Annotated in this window: 17 protein-coding genes; 13 read left to right on the plus strand and 4 right to left on the minus strand. The window is 43.0% G+C overall.

Translation table 11 applies throughout. The features are described 5' to 3' along the window. Positions 1-55: 55 nt before the first annotated feature. The gene (locus F8S12_RS33165; RefSeq protein ID WP_196520514.1) at positions 56-856 is read left to right on the plus strand and encodes a hypothetical protein; all 801 of its coding nucleotides are present in this window, start codon (positions 56-58) and stop codon (positions 854-856) included. A gap of 460 nt (positions 857-1,316) precedes the next feature. Here F8S12_RS33165 and F8S12_RS33170 read toward each other — a convergent pair whose 3' ends face one another. The 3 genes from F8S12_RS33170 to F8S12_RS33180 all read right to left on the minus strand — a co-directional run bounded on the left by F8S12_RS33170 (position 1,317) and on the right by F8S12_RS33180 (position 6,131). Beyond that, positions 1,317-4,856 carry a PriCT-2 domain-containing protein gene (locus tag F8S12_RS33170; protein WP_196520515.1) on the minus strand — a complete coding sequence of 1,180 codons (3,540 nt, stop codon included), beginning with the start codon at positions 4,854-4,856 and terminating at the stop codon, positions 1,317-1,319. Between the two features lie 259 nt (positions 4,857-5,115). Continuing rightward, on the minus strand, positions 5,116-5,841 hold the full coding sequence (locus F8S12_RS33175; protein WP_196520530.1) for a hypothetical protein: 726 nt from the start codon (positions 5,839-5,841) through the stop codon (positions 5,116-5,118). A 125-nt stretch (positions 5,842-5,966) separates the two neighbouring features. Next, positions 5,967-6,131, minus strand: coding sequence for a plasmid partition protein ParG (locus F8S12_RS33180; protein ID WP_190900111.1), 165 nt, complete (start codon positions 6,129-6,131; stop codon positions 5,967-5,969). A gap of 258 nt (positions 6,132-6,389) precedes the next feature. Here F8S12_RS33180 and F8S12_RS33185 point away from each other — a divergent pair, with 258 nt between their 5' ends. The 12 genes from F8S12_RS33185 (at position 6,390) to F8S12_RS33240 (ending at position 15,335) form a co-directional block, all read left to right on the plus strand. Then, positions 6,390-7,505: a ParM/StbA family protein gene (locus F8S12_RS33185; protein WP_196520516.1), complete on the plus strand. Its 1,116-nt coding sequence runs from the start codon at positions 6,390-6,392 to the stop codon at positions 7,503-7,505. 3 nt (positions 7,506-7,508) lie between these two features. Then, positions 7,509-7,742, plus strand: coding sequence for a hypothetical protein (locus tag F8S12_RS33190; protein ID WP_196520517.1), 234 nt, complete (start codon positions 7,509-7,511; stop codon positions 7,740-7,742). Beyond that, positions 7,739-7,963 carry a hypothetical protein gene (locus F8S12_RS33195; protein WP_196520518.1) on the plus strand — a complete coding sequence of 75 codons (225 nt, stop codon included), beginning with the start codon at positions 7,739-7,741 and terminating at the stop codon, positions 7,961-7,963. Before F8S12_RS33190 ends, F8S12_RS33195 begins: the two co-directional genes overlap by 4 nt. Positions 7,964-8,053: 90 nt before the next feature. Beyond that, complete coding sequence (locus tag F8S12_RS33200; protein ID WP_196520531.1) at positions 8,054-8,332, plus strand: hypothetical protein; 279 nt, start codon at positions 8,054-8,056, stop codon at positions 8,330-8,332. 40 nt (positions 8,333-8,372) lie between these two features. Next, positions 8,373-8,675 (plus strand): hypothetical protein, encoded by a 303-nt coding sequence (locus F8S12_RS33205; RefSeq protein ID WP_196520519.1) that lies wholly within the window; start codon positions 8,373-8,375, stop codon positions 8,673-8,675. A 12-nt stretch (positions 8,676-8,687) separates the two neighbouring features. Beyond that, complete coding sequence (locus tag F8S12_RS33210) at positions 8,688-9,404, plus strand: hypothetical protein (protein ID WP_196520520.1); 717 nt, start codon at positions 8,688-8,690, stop codon at positions 9,402-9,404. A 21-nt stretch (positions 9,405-9,425) separates the two neighbouring features. Then, positions 9,426-9,971 carry a hypothetical protein gene (locus F8S12_RS33215; RefSeq protein WP_196520521.1) on the plus strand — a complete coding sequence of 182 codons (546 nt, stop codon included), beginning with the start codon at positions 9,426-9,428 and terminating at the stop codon, positions 9,969-9,971. Next, complete coding sequence (locus tag F8S12_RS33220; RefSeq protein ID WP_196520522.1) at positions 9,968-11,773, plus strand: ATP-binding protein; 1,806 nt, start codon at positions 9,968-9,970, stop codon at positions 11,771-11,773. The genes F8S12_RS33215 and F8S12_RS33220 overlap by 4 nt, the downstream gene beginning before the upstream one ends. 224 nt (positions 11,774-11,997) lie before the next feature. Then, positions 11,998-12,297: a response regulator transcription factor gene (locus tag F8S12_RS33225; protein WP_230968443.1), complete on the plus strand. Its 300-nt coding sequence runs from the start codon at positions 11,998-12,000 to the stop codon at positions 12,295-12,297. Between the two features lie 121 nt (positions 12,298-12,418). Then, positions 12,419-13,837, plus strand: a complete 1,419-nt coding sequence (locus F8S12_RS33230; protein WP_196520523.1) for a cyanophycinase — start codon at positions 12,419-12,421, stop codon at positions 13,835-13,837. 602 nt (positions 13,838-14,439) lie between these two features. Continuing rightward, a complete protein-coding gene (locus tag F8S12_RS33235; protein ID WP_196520524.1) occupies positions 14,440-15,009 on the plus strand; it encodes a tyrosine-type recombinase/integrase in 570 nt (189 codons plus the stop codon). Between the two features lie 14 nt (positions 15,010-15,023). After that, on the plus strand, positions 15,024-15,335 hold the full coding sequence (locus F8S12_RS33240; RefSeq protein WP_196520525.1) for a tyrosine-type recombinase/integrase: 312 nt from the start codon (positions 15,024-15,026) through the stop codon (positions 15,333-15,335). Positions 15,336-15,701: 366 nt separating this feature from the next. On the opposite strand, the gene F8S12_RS33245 is transcribed toward F8S12_RS33240, so the two are convergent. Further along, the coding region (locus F8S12_RS33245; protein WP_196520526.1) for a hypothetical protein at positions 15,702-17,266 on the minus strand (1,565 nt) is incomplete at its 5' end.

Raw genomic sequence — 17,266 nt, forward strand, 5'->3', positions numbered from 1 at the left:
ATTACTATCGCTGAAATTTGTTGATTATACTAGATTCTACAGTAGAAGAGCTATTATGGAACAATCTTCCTCACGTTCTCTTGTATTGAAGATGCCACTTGTATACATCAATCAGCTGTTACTAAGCATAGTTATAACTGCCTTCGTGTTAGTACCTTATGTTAATTCTGAACCGATTAGTAAATATTGTCTCTCTGAGATAAAGCAGAAATATAAAAGTGGTAATATTTCTGAAAAACCAACAACACAAATTCCTATACCAATTAATAATGGTAAGACATTTTATATAACTAAAAGGCAAAATGATGATCTGTTGGTGAAGCAGAGAGGTGATGAAAAGATTTTTCAACAAGTGAAAGCTAAACAATATAAATATGGAGAAATCAATGAATTAATTTTGAGTAAAACTGGCTACTGGCTCTGGATTAATGGTGATGAAACTGATTATGTTGCTTTAATAAAGACTTACAAAACATCAATCGAGCTTGAAAAGCCGATACCTCTTCCTAAATTATACAGTAAGCCATGTTCGTTCATAGAAGAATGGTTTGGTAACTGTCTTTTGGCGCAAGGTCACTATAGTTATGTATTAGATCGTATATTTGTTACTGGTCATAGCTCAACATGGTTGGGTAGTACCAACTTGTTTACTTATGAAATTACAGGGAAAGAAATAAAACTATTAAAGCCTAGTCAAACTATATCTTCAATGTTATTTGATTGGCAACAGCAACACCCACATAAGCTACTAGAAATATCAAACCCAAGTGGAGTTATTTTCCAAGATATTAACAAAAGCAAAATATTTTATGATGGGAAAAACTTTACACCATTTAAAAAATGCTCAAAGGAATAATTCTCAATTAAAATAAATTTTTGAGTTAAATGAACATATTTTCAATGCACTAAAAGATTTATCTAACTCTTTATCTTGATGATAAAGATTCGCTGACAATGTTACTTTTTGTTGACCTTATCTGCATAGTGTCATAGACATGATATTGACAATGCTTGTTTATCCTTTAAGGCAAAGGAAGGGATTACACAGCCTATAAGGTGAAGTACATTATTAAAACATTGTTCTACGATCTGAACAAAAGTAGCTTTACTGTGTTGACAATGTGTTTTACGGTAAAAGCACCTTACTCCTACCGTAGAAAGCAGTAATCTTTATGCACTCATGCTGTACAGGGTTTCTGGACAGCGTGACAAGGCATACTGAACGAGACGCTCACTCAATAACTAAGTGCATAATTATAATTTAGAGCATTTTTTATTACTGTGATGAGCAGTAGAGATGTAAGCTGATAATTTTCTCAGGTCACTGTCGGATTAGTTACGGCTGGCATTGGGGCAAAGTCTGAGTAAACTTCAGTAGGCAGACAACTCAGTACAATCATCAGCAGTGAAGCCCTAACTTCAGGGCTACAAAAGTGCAAAACTCGCCGCATCGCAGTACTACCAATGATTTGGGCAACTTCTGCCACCGCCTCTAACAGGGGGTCTGGTGATGACTCCGATTCAGTGATCAACAGGGGAAAGTATTCACGCGCTAACCACTTTTCATCGTCGTTTAAGTCCGCCAAATTTTTATTACTACCGCTATTAAGACTATCTAATAGCAAGAGTAATAATTTTTTAAAGTGCTGCCAGCCCCCCCAGCGCTGGGTAAATCGACTCACCCATTCCTGGGAGATTTCAGCAATATTAGCGATCGCAGTTTGGGTAATTTTCTGTTTTGACTGCCAAAGCGACTTTAGGGCATTGACTATAGCATGACCTGTTTGCTCACTGGCGTTACCAGCTTCAGGGCAGAGTTGGAAAGCATCAACGCTCTCTAATTTCACGGATGGTAACTCATTTAAAAGGAAACTCAGTGAATAGTCAGCGCAGAAGTAAAATGTTAGCTCCTGATTGGAGCGACGATGAGCGCGTAATCGGCCAATCTCTTGTATAATTTCTGCATTGATTAGTTCAGTGAGATACTTTTGGAAAGTGCTGTTTTTATCTTCCAGGTTGACTGTTTCACCAGTCATTACCTGATATTGTGCTGCTAAAACACCGATGTTTTGGTAGGGAATACCAAAACTTGCGATCGCTGGAGCATCACTAAACCTATTAACACCACGCCCATCGACAAAGTGACCGTATTCTGTGCGGTCTGCAATTTGGGATGCAATTTGTTTCCAATCGATAATGCCAAGGGTGGGGTAGAGTTTTTTCAAGGTTTCTTTGAGGGCATTCACACGGGCGCTAAGTGTGTCAGAGCGATTTTTGGGCAGTTTACCCAGCCCAGTAACGTTGACGACTTTTAAATTGCCGTAGTCTGGGCGTTGTTGCTCAATGACTAACACAGGCTCATCGATGCCCAATTTGAATTTCAACTGGTGAGATTTGAAAGTGGCATCAAGGTAAATATTAAATTGGGCAGATTTCGCCAATTCAGTATGCTTGGGATTTCGGCGGTAAATGCTGAGTACACCCCATTGAGATTGAAAACTACCATCACCTTTCCAAGCTTCGAGAAAGTCAGGCAACCAGTAATTAGGCAAGTCAAGAAACTCCCTGCCGGCTGTTCGTGCGCTGTCTTTAACTAACTTTTTGGCAGCATAACGAGCCGCAGCACTTTTCTTGAGTTGTTTATCCTGGGTAACATCAATAGAGTCTAAGTCCTCTAGGAAAGTTAAATCAGGTTCTAAGGCTTGGCGAATCGCTTCAATATCTAAATCGGCGGGGAAAGCCGGCAGCAGCGCACGTATGCTGGCATCATCAAACCCGTAACGGGAATTTGGTAAAAGGTGCTGAGTAAATAGTTGGTGTAAAATTAAGAGTGCAGGTTGGATTTGTGACAGAAGATTTGGTTCTAACAGTAGCAGCTTGCCCACAGTGGTTTCAAAATCGCCTCGCTTCACATCAAGAGAACGCACGGGCTTGATGAGCGTACCTGCTTCTTCCCATAACCGCCCAACAGTGAAAGTTTGGTCAGCAGCGTTAGTTAAGGTGACAGGTGTAGAGTCTGGGTGCGCTCTAAGTTCAGAATAATTTTGAATAACTGTACGTTTTTGAAAGCGGAATCCAAAACCGTCCCCGTAAGCAAAACGGCACTGATTTTTAAGGGAACAACCGCCACAGATGGGGCTGATGCCGCTCTCTTCAAAATCAAGGCTGCTAAAATTCTTGCTGCGGAAGGCATTAAATAAGTAAGTCCTGTGACAATTGCCGTCAGTGTCGGCAGTCTCACCCGCTTTAGTCCACAGTTTAAAATCTTCACCAGTAGGAGTTTTGCGGGTGGGATCTAGCTTAAAGCCGTTGTGACGCACTGGCAGATCAACGAAATTCGTCTCAATGGGCAGTGTAGATGGGTTTCTGTGGTTGGCATCTTGGTAAATTAGTTTATCAACGCCAAATAGGGCTGCCGTCAGTTGCCCCGCGTTGTAAGACTTGCCGAGTCCTGGGTGAGAATTATCTAAGATTTGCGTCCAGCCCTTAGAAACAGCCTCTACCCAAGCAGCAATATGTTCCTCTGGCTGGCAGGAAATAGAGATATCGCCTGTAATTTCGGTTTTGAACGGGATATTGCCTCTGTTGTAGATAATTACATTGGGTGAAGGGGTGTTAATTTCCGGTTCGGGCGGCGGCGATGGTGGCGCTTTAAATCCTTTAAATATTGAAGCAAAAGGCGCGATCGCTTGCTTTAATAAATTTTGGAAGCTGCTCAAGTCCTCTCTGACTCGCCCAAGTTCCCACTGTTCACGGCTAATTACTCCTTGGTCGCGTTCGTTATATTCATACTGCCGTTTAGGGAACCGAAAACCATACTGTTTGGCAATGTGAAACAGTGTACCGATTGAGATTCCCCCACGTCTAAAACTGCGAATCTTAGCGTGGATGTTCCAAGTTGAACCTTTGATACTGGGCGACCACTGCTCGGCTATAATTTCCGCTTCTGATGCCCCATAATGGTTAACCAGCGCCATCAACACCTGACGGCATTCGTCATAATTGCCGCTTCCTGGGGTGCGCGGTGGGATGAATGAAAGCGCATTCTGGATTAGCTGGTCAATGTCCCAGCCTTCAGCGAGGGAAATCTCACGCCACTCTTTACGCCGTGACTCAATTTCCTGAATTCTTAGCTGATACTCAATACGCTCAATTTGCGCGATCGCGATCGCCTCACTTATCCATTCTGCTGGTAAAGTGGCTTCAGGGTTGACTAGCGGGAATTCTGCCTCTGTGCTGCCGTAGAAAACACGCGAAGCATCTTTACAGGCTGGGTCATGGGGCAACTGCTGCATCAAAAAGCGTGTACAAGCTTCTACAGTGTCAGCACCCTGAACGTATTCGGGGAGAAGAAAAATCAACCGGAATTTATGCCAGTCTTGTTTGTGACTGGCAGTGGTGTACATTAAGGCGCAGTGTTTTTTAATGAAGGGATGGGCTAGGGCTTCTTTGATCGTTAATTGGTGATCGTAAACTTTGATATAATTCCCATTTTCGTCTTTAATTGGCTTGTCATAAGCATCACGGGCGATATTGGAATTATCAATGTCGAGTAGTAGCCAGTGAGAACCGATTATATTGGCCTTACTGCGCCATTTACCATCCAACAAGCCAGCACAGATGGCGTGACCTGCTTTAATATGTTGCTGGACATCGGCTAGAGTGCCTTCTACATCAACGAAGTTGCCGGCCAGCTTCTTAAAGTCCCAGTCTTTGTTTGTGCCAGTAGCGTTAAACGCAAACTTGATTATGCGACTCTCAATCAACTCAAGTTTTGTCAAAGCAGCAGAATTTGCCCCTTGAGCATCTGCTGATTGCGGCGATACTGAGTTATGAGATTGTTGTAATGGTGACATGAGAGCTATTCCTCCTGAAGTGTGTTGGAGGAATTGGAGCTATCCCGAAAGTAATCTTCTAATACAAACGTTCAGAAATCGAATTTGATAAAATTCCTGAGTTGCCGTTTTTTGTGTAGCCAGTGTTACAATCGCTTAACACTCAAAAAGGTTTGATAAGATTACTATTAGGGATATTAATTAGGCGGCGAAACCTATACCCCAATTCCAATTGAAAGCCCGTTTGTCTCATCGAGACTTAGGGTTTTCAGCTTTTAGCCTATTCGTACTTGGCTAACCAAGCCTTGATGAACTCGGTTACTTCCTCCTCTTGAATTACAAACGTAGTACCTTTTCTCCTGAGAGCCAGAATTTTCATACTGCCCATCTCAGAATAAAGATGTGGGTTGTGGTCAGATGCTGCCTGAGTTGGACTCCATAAGACCAAAACTTTTGCTGTCGGTGTTTTTGTTACCTCTTTCGAGGACATTCCAAACAAATCTCTATTTTTAGTCAGCCATCTCTCGTAATCCGATAGCTCAACTAATGGGCAGGGTTTCCAGGTGGTTAAACCATTTTTATCTTTCTTTTTCACCTGTAGAATTTCCCTTTTTTCGTTGTAGACCACCTGACTATCTCCCCGTGAACGAATGGAGATAAACAGATGTGTCTTTCTCGGAAACCTAATAAACAAGTCGATGGGGTTCTTGTCTTCGGGCTTTAGCACTGGAAAGACTTGTATACCTTGGCTTTTAAACTCATTCAAAAGTAGGGCTGTTAATTTTTCCAGCCGCGCAAGTTTTTGAATTCGTATCAACGGCTTGTAAGCCAATCCAAAAAGAACCCATCCAAATGGATGAATTATGCCTCCTGTAGCCAGCGCAGCACCACCAGCCGCTAGAGCTTGAGTGGACGCATAGTCTTTCGCCTCCCTAAGCATCTCTAATGCCGGTTCGTTGTGCGGCGGGAGTTGAAAATCGCTCGGTAGTTCTTTCACTGCTAACATTGGCGACATCAAAATTAATGATGTGAAATTAGCTTTTTCTTTACTGATACTAATGCTTGACACTACATTTTTGAACCAATAGCTATTTATTAGACTCTTTATCCAGTGCTGGCAGTTGGTACTTCCTATTTTTCTTCAGACTTTATCCAATTAAGAATTAGTTCTCTTGCTTGTTGGCTCATGGACGTTTTATTACGAGCGCAAGCTATTTTAAACTGTGTTCGCTCATCGTCCGACAAGAAAACAACAAGTTTCACTGTTTTATCTCCTGTTTCTTCAGAGTTATCCATCTCACCTATTGCTGTACTTGGCTCAATTATGGCATTAGGTTAAGTTACAGCAAATAAGCAACATAGGTAAGTTGCATTAACTTACCTATATAGGTTAATATAGCATTAGTTAGCCAAAAACAGCCACAAAACAAAGGCAACAGAAGCCAGAAAGTGATGTTAAGGCGAACCTGTAACTGGATATCTGGATTTGTGCTTATTTAGCTAAAAATCCTGGTAAATCCTCGCAAATCAAGACTTTCACCAATCATCTGAACCATGACAGCTATATACACCAATGCCAAAAACTGGCTAGTTCAAGCAGACTTGTTAGCCAAATCAGGGCTAACTGACCTTACCGCCGGAAAAGACTCAGGTGCAGGGTATGGCAAGGCAATCATGGGTGATTTTTCGATCATGATGCCTGCCGTATACTCACTTGTTCGCAACCGAAACATCATGCACCACGAGACTATCTCAAAAGATGGGGCATGGGTGCGTTATGTAGAAGGTTCGCGGCTTGACTTAAAAGATGTTCAATTTTTCTGGGGCAGTGCTGCTCTAGCTCAAAGTGACCACACTCTGCTGCACGAGGATAAAGCCAAAAAAGCAGAACTGGCACTAGAAAGCATCCTTGCAGACTTAGCAGTTCTCAATATTCCCGATGGGGTCAAACTTTCAATTAGTTTGAGCAACCACAACCCCGAACGCTGGGCGACTGAGATTAAGCGCAGAGTTGAAGGGACTCACACCTTTGAACATCTGCACCCTGTAACCCGTTCCATTGTCACCAAGATAGTTGACATCGTGGTGACAGGCATTTACCCCGAAGGATTTGGCAGCATTGCCCATTGCTTATTCGGTGAAGCGTCCCTAATTCTTGACCCCTCAGAATTAGCGATCGCACTCGATATCGGTTCATCAACTTGGTTGATTACCGTGTTTAACGGCAGTGGTGCAGTTATAGACCGTCACCTGATTGAAGGTGGTTGCGGTGAACTGCATACCATGATTGCAGAAGCGCTCGACAAGCGAAACGACCGAGTGAGTCTGCTGTCCAAGGATGTGAAGCACTCACCCAGCTTGGTGAACCAGGGAATTATTGAAGGCACTTTCACTTATGGAGGCAACCACCTTACTGGCAAGAAGTTTGAAACCGAGTACAGCCAGTGTCTAGATGAATGGTGGAGTAACAGGATTGAGAAATTCGCCAACTTTGTGACTGCTGGCAATTATCTAGACCGCGCTAAATACCTTGTCGCCTGGGGTGGGGGTGTAGCAATGCCCGTGGTGGATCAAAATCTTGCTGCTTTAGGTTTTGTGGTCTTGAAAAATCCCCAATTCATCAATGCCTTGGGGTTGAAGCTATTAACTGAAATTTCAAAGGGAGCTTAGTTAATGAATTACGAATCTCGGCGTATAACCATCTCCTACCTAGCAGTAATTGAATTGTGCAAGATGTTTGAATTACCCCAAGACGCACCGACACAAGCATTATCAGCAGGTGTAGAGAAGCTGATTTTTCAACACGGCAATGTGCAAGCATCACGCACCGCAGAAACAGCGCCATCTACACAGCCCAATAAATCAGCACTTAGCGCAATGGTCACTAATTTTAAGGGGGCAGCATGAGCAGAACCACATTCAGAAACACGCTTTTAGGCATTGGAGCAACAGCCGCAGCGATCGCCGTTGGCTACTTCGGAGTGCAGTACTTTGGTAAAAACAATATGTTCACCATAGCTGCGGCTGTCGGGGGTGCAGGTGCAATCAGCTATGTACTTCAGAAACCGACTCAAGGAGAATCACCTACCGCACCGATAAAAATCCAAAGTCAAGGAAAGAAGTCATGAGCGAACGCAGTCGCATTGAAGTAAAGCGATCGCCCCACTCTGAAATGTATCTCTCGCCGCAAAACGAAAAGTACTTAAGGATTTTAACAAATGGCACTTGACTATAAAAACCCCGAAGACTGGGGCAAATCGCCACTAACGGATCGCGCTTTGATGTTAGAGCAAATCAAAGCCGAGACTGAAAATAAAAACAAGATGCAAAAGTCAGATTACGAAAATGTTGAAAAGATTCTTCTGGGTGCTGGGTTCTCCCCAGAATTAGTTAAAGCATCCCGTGAAGCTTCTGAAAAAGGTAGTAACCGCACCAGTGCTGACCAAGCAAAGTTAGACGAGTTGAAAGCTGAAATTATTGCCCGTCTAAAACGTTAACCCTGAGTCCAAAAAATAATATCTTTTGAGGAGATAAATCATGTCAAAACCACTTGGTTTTTTCACATCAACAATGCCGGGGGATGGTTCGTATTTAGATGAGATGCAATCTGTGTATGGAAGCACGTTTGAAAAGTTGGGCAGAACAGAGAAACTTCTAGTTTTAGAAAGCGTGGTGAAAAATCTCATAGTAGCCGAGACAGCAGCGCACGGGATTAACTCAACAGCCCAAGCGATGGCTCATGCTTCTAGCATTACCCCAGGCATCCGAGAATCGGTAGGAATAGATGAGCATCTTGGCCTTGCGGAGGCTCTGATTAATCAACTTAAATATCAGCACTAGGGAGATGAAATAATGGACTTTGCAATACGCAATCCGGCAATGGGTCATGCAAGCCATATTGATGAAAAAGCGCTTGGCTGGGGAGGATTTGAGGCAGATATATTGGGCTATCTCTCCGATATAAATAAGCTCGAACAGTTCGCAGATTATGCCAATAATGCCCAAGAACTATCTGATAGATTAGAGCCATTCTTGGACAATGCCAAGGTTGTCTTTGAGGCGATGGAGAAGCTGACCAAAGGGCAAGTAACTTGGACAGAACTTCGTAAACAATACGGCTCTCATGTAGCGGGTGCAATTGGTAAAATCCGTAAACTTAACGCTGAATTTGACAGCGAGATGAGCAAGATAGATGCCCAAGATAGAGCAGACCTCCTGCGAATTGACCAAAAACGCAAACACGCATTAACCGAAGTTGCCGCCCAATTACACCACGATTTACAAGCTGAATTGTGGAGACATGAAAACAAGATTAGCGGTATAGAAAATAGGCAAGTTGTGCAAGCAGAACGGCAGGCAATCACAACAGGATTAAGAGAGAAACGCCAACAGCTTTTAGCCCGTGCGCGGTATGGTTCAAGAGCATTAGAGCCAAATCAAACACCCCAAGAAGTAATACCAGTTACTAGCCAAACTTCTGCACCAGCATCTAGTGTTTCTGCAACGGGAACAGTTCGCGGTTGGGGTGCAATGTTGGGTAACTTGTGGCAGAAACTAGGCGACAGATAATCAATTAATTAGGTAAGGCTGATGCTAGTAAGGAAACGAAATGAAGATCCTCATAGCGTCAGCCCTTTTTCATTTGAAGGGCTGGCACAGACTCCACAGCAACATAAAATTGAGCAACCATCACAACCGCAACCATTACCAGAAAATAACAGAGGTAGAACATTTAGACGTGCTGGCAATGCTTGTGAAATTGTCGCTGGCAGTTGCCTAAACAGTGCAGTTATTTTCACATTTCATCTGTTGCAAGTTCACCCAGTTGGAATGTTCTTAGCTGTTGGCACTGCACACTTGTACTTTACTGCCACTGCAACAGGTGAAGGGTTTAATAATTTCGTCACTAATTTAATGACTGGTTGCAGTGCATCATTAGCTTTGTTATGTGCGCTCTCCTATCCTCTGGGTGAATGGAATGAAGCGAGAATTTCTACTGGTACAGCTAATACTTCAATTGAAAAGATGTATCAGCCCAAAACTGCGGATTATTCCAGTTGGGGCAGTGGTGCAGGCGTGGCGATAGTTATAGCGATATTAATGATTTTTCTATTTGGTGGTAGTCAGAGGAAATGAATTATTTAAGCGACAAACATAAAACTTTATCTGAGTCACAACAATCGGGTTTAATGAAGTGGTTCGGACAGTTGCCGATGGACAAGAAAGCTGTTGCAATTGGGCTAAGTTTAACTGTGGGAATTAGCTCGGCTGCGATGGCGTGGAAAGGGGAGTCAAGCGACCGCATTTATTTCTGCGTTCGGACTCCCCAGAAAAAATTGGTATGTCAGGACAAGAATAACAGACCATTTCGCATGACCCCCCATTACTGGGAGCAATGGAAACAAGAAGGAATGCCCCGGCAGGTTGTCAGAGATGCAGCAACCGGAATTAACGGACTGGTGAAAGCGACCAACCCATGCAAACCGTTTTGGGCGTTTGGGGGATTCCTGGGGTTTGCGCTAGCTGGGTGGATGCTGCGGCACTGCCAATCGGAAGAGAAGCAGAGAGCAGTTTTTGAAGACATCGCCCTTCATCGGGATGCTGCAAAAGCTGAGATGGCTGCACGTTCCGAGTTGTTAGAGAGTTACAGAGATGTTGCGATCGCAGAAGTTCAACTACAAGCTGACCTGGATCTAGTCGCTAATGATCGCACAGTAGACATCCAAAAAGCTGAGATTTACGCCCACACTGAGATTGAAGTTACCCAAATGGAGGCATCTGACGCTATTTTTGAAGCGCAAACTGCGGGGATGACTGAAGAACAGAAGGCAGAGTATATTAAGCAGTTGCGCGAGATGAAAACGCCTTATCTACAAGGTAGTCAGACTTTACAGGGAACGATTGACCCCAAAGACAAGGTTACTGGTTCTGAGTCAGGAGCGATCGCAAGCAATGCAGCTTCGCCCGATGCCTGGGTACAAAACTTAGTCAAACAAACGTGCTTAATCTGGGGCAATCAAGGCGGCGGTAAAAGTTGGCTGGCTCGTTACGTTGCTAAACAGAAAAAAGAGGCAGGTTATCGAGTAATCGTTTTAGATCCAGATTCCAATCGTAGTGAGTGGCGTGGGGTTGAAAGTTATCATTCGTGGTCAGATATTGAACAACAGATACGTATTTACGTTGGTGAAATAGAGACGCGATTACAAACCTTTAATAATTCATCTTTAAGTGAGGAGAAGTGGCGAGAGAAACTATGGTCGGAGGGCAAAGCATTATCTCTCATCTGTGAGGAAGCCACCACCTATAGCGACTTCATTAAAGATGCGGAACTGTTAGAGAAATTTGGCAAGCTGGCACTGACTAAATCTCGTAAGCAAGAGATGCCATTAACTGTAGTGGCTCACAACAATACTCAGTCCTGTATGTTTGGGATTAAGGGATTACATAACCTTGTTTCTAAAATGTTGCAAGTTGAATGTTTGGCAGAAGTAGATTTAGTCACATTGCAACCAAAATCTACTGGTTTTGCAAAGGTAAAACTTGATAGTTCTAGCCAATGGCTTGATGTCAATCTGCCTAAAATGAGCGCCAAAATATCTGACTTTGCGGACACTGTATCAGCAACAGAATTAAAGCTAAATCCCCCTATGGATAAAGCAACTTTAGAGCGCATTTATGAACTGGAATTTAATCTTGGTAACAAGGTAGACAATACCCCAGAGGACAAAACGAAGCTTTCACCAATGGCGCAAAAACTGTATGAATATCTCACTAGAACTGAACGAATCTCAGCTGATGTAAGAGAGTTCAAAGGCAACTTTAAAGTGGCTGGTGAGAGATTTACTGTGGAGCAAATCAAGGGCTGGATGTATGAAATTGTGGGGGCAGGATTGGCGGACTGGATAGCCCTTGGTGTTATCAAGCTCAATCAAATTTGACTGCCCTTTGTGTCTGGTGTCTCGCCTCAAAAACACCCTTTTTTAGCGGACACTGGACACCGGACACCACAGACACTAAAGCTTTAAAGCCTTATATAGCATAGACACCAGCAGACACTACCCCAGACACGACCGAGACACGCAGTGTCTACTACGTGTCCGCTAGACACCAATAATAAATCAGTCAATAAATAGCCATTTATTATTAGAGGATTACCAAAATTATGCTGAAAATAGTAATTGTTGAACCAGAAACATTCACTCTCTTAGGCATCAAAGGTGCTATTTCACAATCTCCAGATATAGAAGTTACAGGGTCAGCCACCAGTGGAAAGGTAGGGTTTCAGTTAATTGAACAGACTAACCCTGATGTTGTGTTAGTTGATTTACTCTTACCCGATATGAGTGGCTTAGAACTTACTCGTTCAATTAAAAGGAATACTAATAGTAAAGTGGTGATTTTTACTAATCAGACTCATTCAGACTTTATTAAGTCAGCTTTCCGTCATGGGGCTGATTCTTAAATTGATATGTTGCAACTAGAAGGTTATCAGACTTCAGTAGTATACTAAATAGGAGACAATGGATTGCGTGAAACACTGACGGTTAGACAAAAATTGCTCAAAGTTTAGCAAGGAACGCGATATGAAAAAACTCCGAAAGTTTCTGCTTCTGTCCCTTCTAGTATTGATGTTTCAAGGGTTTAGTCTGTTCACTAGCCTGCCCGCTTCGGCTAAATCCCTCGTTCTTATCGGAGGTGGGTTGAAACCAGTTCTGCAAAGTTGTAACAATGACCCAGGTAAGAGCGACCCTAGCTTTGTTCACACTCAAGCTATTTACCAGAAAATGATTGAACTGGCAGGGGGTTCGTCTAAGGCAAAAATTGGGGTGATTACAGCAGCATCTGACTCCCCCAGCAATGATAAATATGCTAACGACCCCTGTAAAGCCAGTAATTACAAAGATAACGGGATCTACTACGTTAAAGCCTTCAAAAAATTGGGCGCTGCTGATGCTCAGGTTATACCCATCGATCTAGACCACATTTCTAACAAAAATAGCCCAGAAGTAGTTAAACAAGTTAACAGCATGACGGGCTTTTTCTTCGGTGGTGGCGATCAATCCCGACTGATTGAGTCCTTTCTTAATAAAGACAACACTGATAGCACCGTACTGACAGCCATTCGCCGAAACTATGATTCAGGAGCAGCAATTTTTGGAACCAGTGCTGGGACAGCCGTTCAAGCTGGCGGCAGCTACGTCAGAAATAATACCGTTAAGCTCCCCATGATTACTGGTGGTGAGAGCTATGAAGCTCTCTTAGATAAAAAACTGTGCAAACAGAACAGAGAAGCCCTCTCTAACAAAAACTACTGCCCCAATCAGGACGATCTCTCCTATTATCCAGAGGGGGGCTTTGGCTTCTTCAAATATGGCATTCTCGATACCCACTTTGCCGAACGAGGACGACAGGGGCGATTTGTGCGATTGGCCTGGAACAACTCGATTAACGATGCTTATGCGCCAGACGAGAATACAGCCCTAGTCGTCACCGATGTTGACACCCCTAACGTCAAAATGTCTGTAGTTGGAGAGAGAGGAGTCAATATTTTTGACCTTTCCAACGCCAGCCCCAAAAGTGGTGCTTGTAGCCGTGCCGATATCAATTATTGGAGAGTATGTGGGGTTAAATATACTTACTTGACCGAAGCAGACCAATACACCCCCTTAACTAAGACCGTCTATATTGCCATGTGGAAATCTCCCTTAACAGGTTTAGAACACTACGACAAAGCTAAGTCTCCCAGCCAGGACATCTTGAGCAGCCCCGACAATCATAAGCGCGAAAATCCACGTGAGTTGATCGAGGTGGCTGAGGATTTGTTCGATAGTCGCTCTACCTCGACTTACGGAGAAACCTACGAGCATAACCCCATCTTTCGACTCACCCTAGCAAAAGAAAAATCTTTTGAGTCAACAGGGTATTATGGCATCCAAGATGAGGAGAAGTTTTACTCTTTCAAGAATCTGTTGCTTGGATTTTATGTCAATCAAAGTAGTTAAAAACTAAAGCCATAGTTACATAGGTTAGGAGAGTGTTGATTTATCAACCCCTTTAGGGTAAAGAATAGGGAACAGGCAACACGCAATAGTAGGAGTTCAAAGATAAAATTGCCTGTTCCCTTCTACTTCAAAAACCCTTGGGTTTGGGGTGTGAGTATCAATGGAACAGAAAACTGGGTTAAGCTTAAAAGCCTTATTGCGTAAGGATTTTTTTGAAAGTTGTAGTAGCTCACTTTTCAAATCACTAACTACTGCCTAACGATAAATCAAGAGTTTCAGCACCTAAAATTTTTTGTAGTATTCATGTAATGCTTCTTATCCCGGTTTTCTGTTCCGATGATACTTGTACCCCAAGCAGTATAGACAGTTGAGCAAGCCGCAACATGAGCAAATCATACTGGTGCGGATCATACCTGCAAGTGGTAATCGCGCCGCAAGCATAAGCAGGTTTTATCAGCCAACGAGATAATGCGGGTTGTAGCGGTCGCGCTTTCGGGCTGATTGATAAGTCTGGGTTAATCGGGTGTCATCGCTCACGATAGAATAGGGTTTTTGGTGACTTACATTGTTTAATTGCGTTTAGACAATGTAGGCTAGAACCTATGAAAATAAACCGGTTCGGCAGGGCAGAAATCCTCACACCCGATCAAATCAATGTCCTATTTACTGAGGGCTTTGTCAACCCACGCGATCGCGCTTTATTTGGCGTGTGCCTTTACGCTGCCTGCCGAATTAACGAAGCCTGCACTTTGGCGGTTCTAGATGTGTTTGGCAGCAACGGTGTTAGAGGCGTGTTAGTACTACGCAGCGTCAACACCAAAGGCAAGCGAGACACCAGGGAAATCCAAGTGCATCAGAAACTAAGGCAGTATTTAGAAGAGTACAACCCTAACCGCCGTAAGGAGTTTTTGTTTCCGGGGCGGCATGGGTTAGGGCATATTCATAAGGTTAGTGCTGACAAAATCCTCAGAGATACCTGTGTGCGGCTGGGCATTGAGGGCGTTAGTACTCACAGCTTTCGCAGGACTGCGTTAACCAGGATGAGTGATGCTGGAATACCGTTGCGCCACATACAGGAGATATCGGGGCATCGGACTTTGGCAGCTTTGGAGCGCTACCTGGGTGTCACCGAGAAGCAGAAGCAAAACGCGATCTCTGCTTTGGACTTTTGAACTACTAGAGAGAAATGTCACTGCGAGGTGAAGCGTTGAAAGATGCGCCTGTGTTTGCCAGTGCTACGGGTAGACCTTTAGCACCTTCCCACATCGACCGAGTGGTGAAGAGGGCGGCGGCGGCAGAATTAGAGAATGCCATGAATGTTTCAGCACACTGGTTTAGGCACAGTGCTACCCACGCAATAGAAGAAGGTGTTCCGGTACATTCGGTTCAGGCTACTTTAGGGCATACAAGTTTAGACACCACGAGTAAATATTTGCACGTAAGCCCTGATAGAAGTTCTGGGGAGGTTTTAGTTAAGCGATGGTCTGAGCCGTTTTAAAATTTAGATTTCTTGTTAATTGGAATTATTAAGCTTTTGATTTTGTTTGTAAGTTACAACTAGCTTGAGCATTTGACATTTTTAGTTGTAGTAACCTGTAATACTAATCGAAATTCATAATCTTTAGGAGTTTTCTCAGTTCTCTTTGCAAGAATATCGACTGAATAGACTTCTTGCAGAAGTGTGAAAAGGGTAAGGGGGAAGGGGGAAAGGGATGGAATTTTCCTTTTCCCTTTCCCTACCTCTTGCAAGAGGTCTAATGAAGGTAATAATCCGAGGGATGAGAGGAGCGCTCGTCAAGTTATCTCCTAACTGGAAATAACTTTGCTAGACATCAAATGGGCAATCAAGCAATTGGGATAAAATCTAAACAAACTGAATATCCTGAAAAGTTGAAAAGTCAGCTGGTGTATTCTCGATAGTTGCAAACTGAATACCCTGAAATAACAACTTACCTGTTGAATTGTTGTAACTAAATTCGCTTATAGAAGTAGCACCAAACCTCACTTGAGAAATTTGGAGAATATCACCTTCTACCCTTTGAAAATCTTTGATGACATCAATACCTTCATTGACTTGGTTGAACAGAAACTTATCAGCACCTACACCGCCCCAAAGAGTATCGCTACCAAAGCCACCTATTAAGGTATCATTACCCCCATTACCAAATAATAGGTTACTTTGGTTGTCGCCAAAAATGATGTCATTTGAATTTGTGCCGACAACATTATCAAAGTTGACCGCAGTAAATGGCAATGTCCCCAAACCAGGAACGTTATTGGCAGCCAAACTTTGAGTTTGCAGGTTAACGGTGATAGATACTCCTGGCAAAGATTGGGATGCATCTATGGTGTTGTTGCCAACATTAGCATTAGCAATAATCCTTTCTACTTTAAAGAGTTGGTCTTGCCCCAATCCCCCAGCTTTGGTAATGGTTCCGACACCTGACAAGGTAATGCTTTGACCTAGTAGACTATAGTCTGCGGTATCAATGCCATCTCCACCATTAATGCTGTCGTTACCCTGACTGCCTTTGAAGGTGTCACTGTCTGCACTACCAAACAGAATATCATTACCCTCTGTTCCAAAAATAGAAGTATTAATCCAACTTGTGGATCTGTATACACCTTCGTCTTGCCAAACTTCAATTAAATCAGCATCACCATCTCGATCAACATCTCCTGTGAGATATTGTGTATTGTCTCTAAAGTCACCTACAAAATCTGTGATGGCTCCGATATTAAATGAACCTTGACCATTATTAATCCAACTTGTGGATCTGTATACACTTCCATCTTGCCAAACTTCAATTAAATCAGCATCACCATCTCGATCAACATCTCCTGTGAGATATTGTGTATTGTCTCTAAAGCCACCTACAAAATCTGTGATGGCTCCGATATTATTAAATGAACCTTGACCATTATTAATCCAACTTGTGGACTTGTATACATCTCCGTCTTGCCAAACTTCAATTAAATCAGCATCACCATCTTGATCAACATCTCCTGTGAGATATTGTGTATTGCCTCTAAAGCCACCTACAAAATCTGTGATGGCTCCGATATTATTAAATGAACCTTGACCATTATTAATCCAACTTGTGGACTTGTATACATCTCCGTCTTGCCAAACTTCAATTAAATCAGCATCACCATCTCGATCAACATCTCCTGTGAGATATTGTGTATTGTCTCTAAAGCCACCTACAAAATCTGTGATGGCTCCGATATTATTAAATGAACCTTGACCATTATTAATCCAACTTGTGGACTTGTATACATCTCCGTCTTGCCAAACTTCAATTAAATCAGCATCACCATCTTGATCAACATCTCCTGTGAGATATTGTGTATTGTCTCTAAAGCCACCTACAAAATCTGTGATGGCTCCGATATTATTAAATGAACCTTGACCATTATTAATCCAAC

This window comes from Nostoc sp. WHI, from assembly GCF_015714725.1.
Lineage (GTDB): Bacteria > Cyanobacteriota > Cyanobacteriia > Cyanobacteriales > Nostocaceae > Nostoc.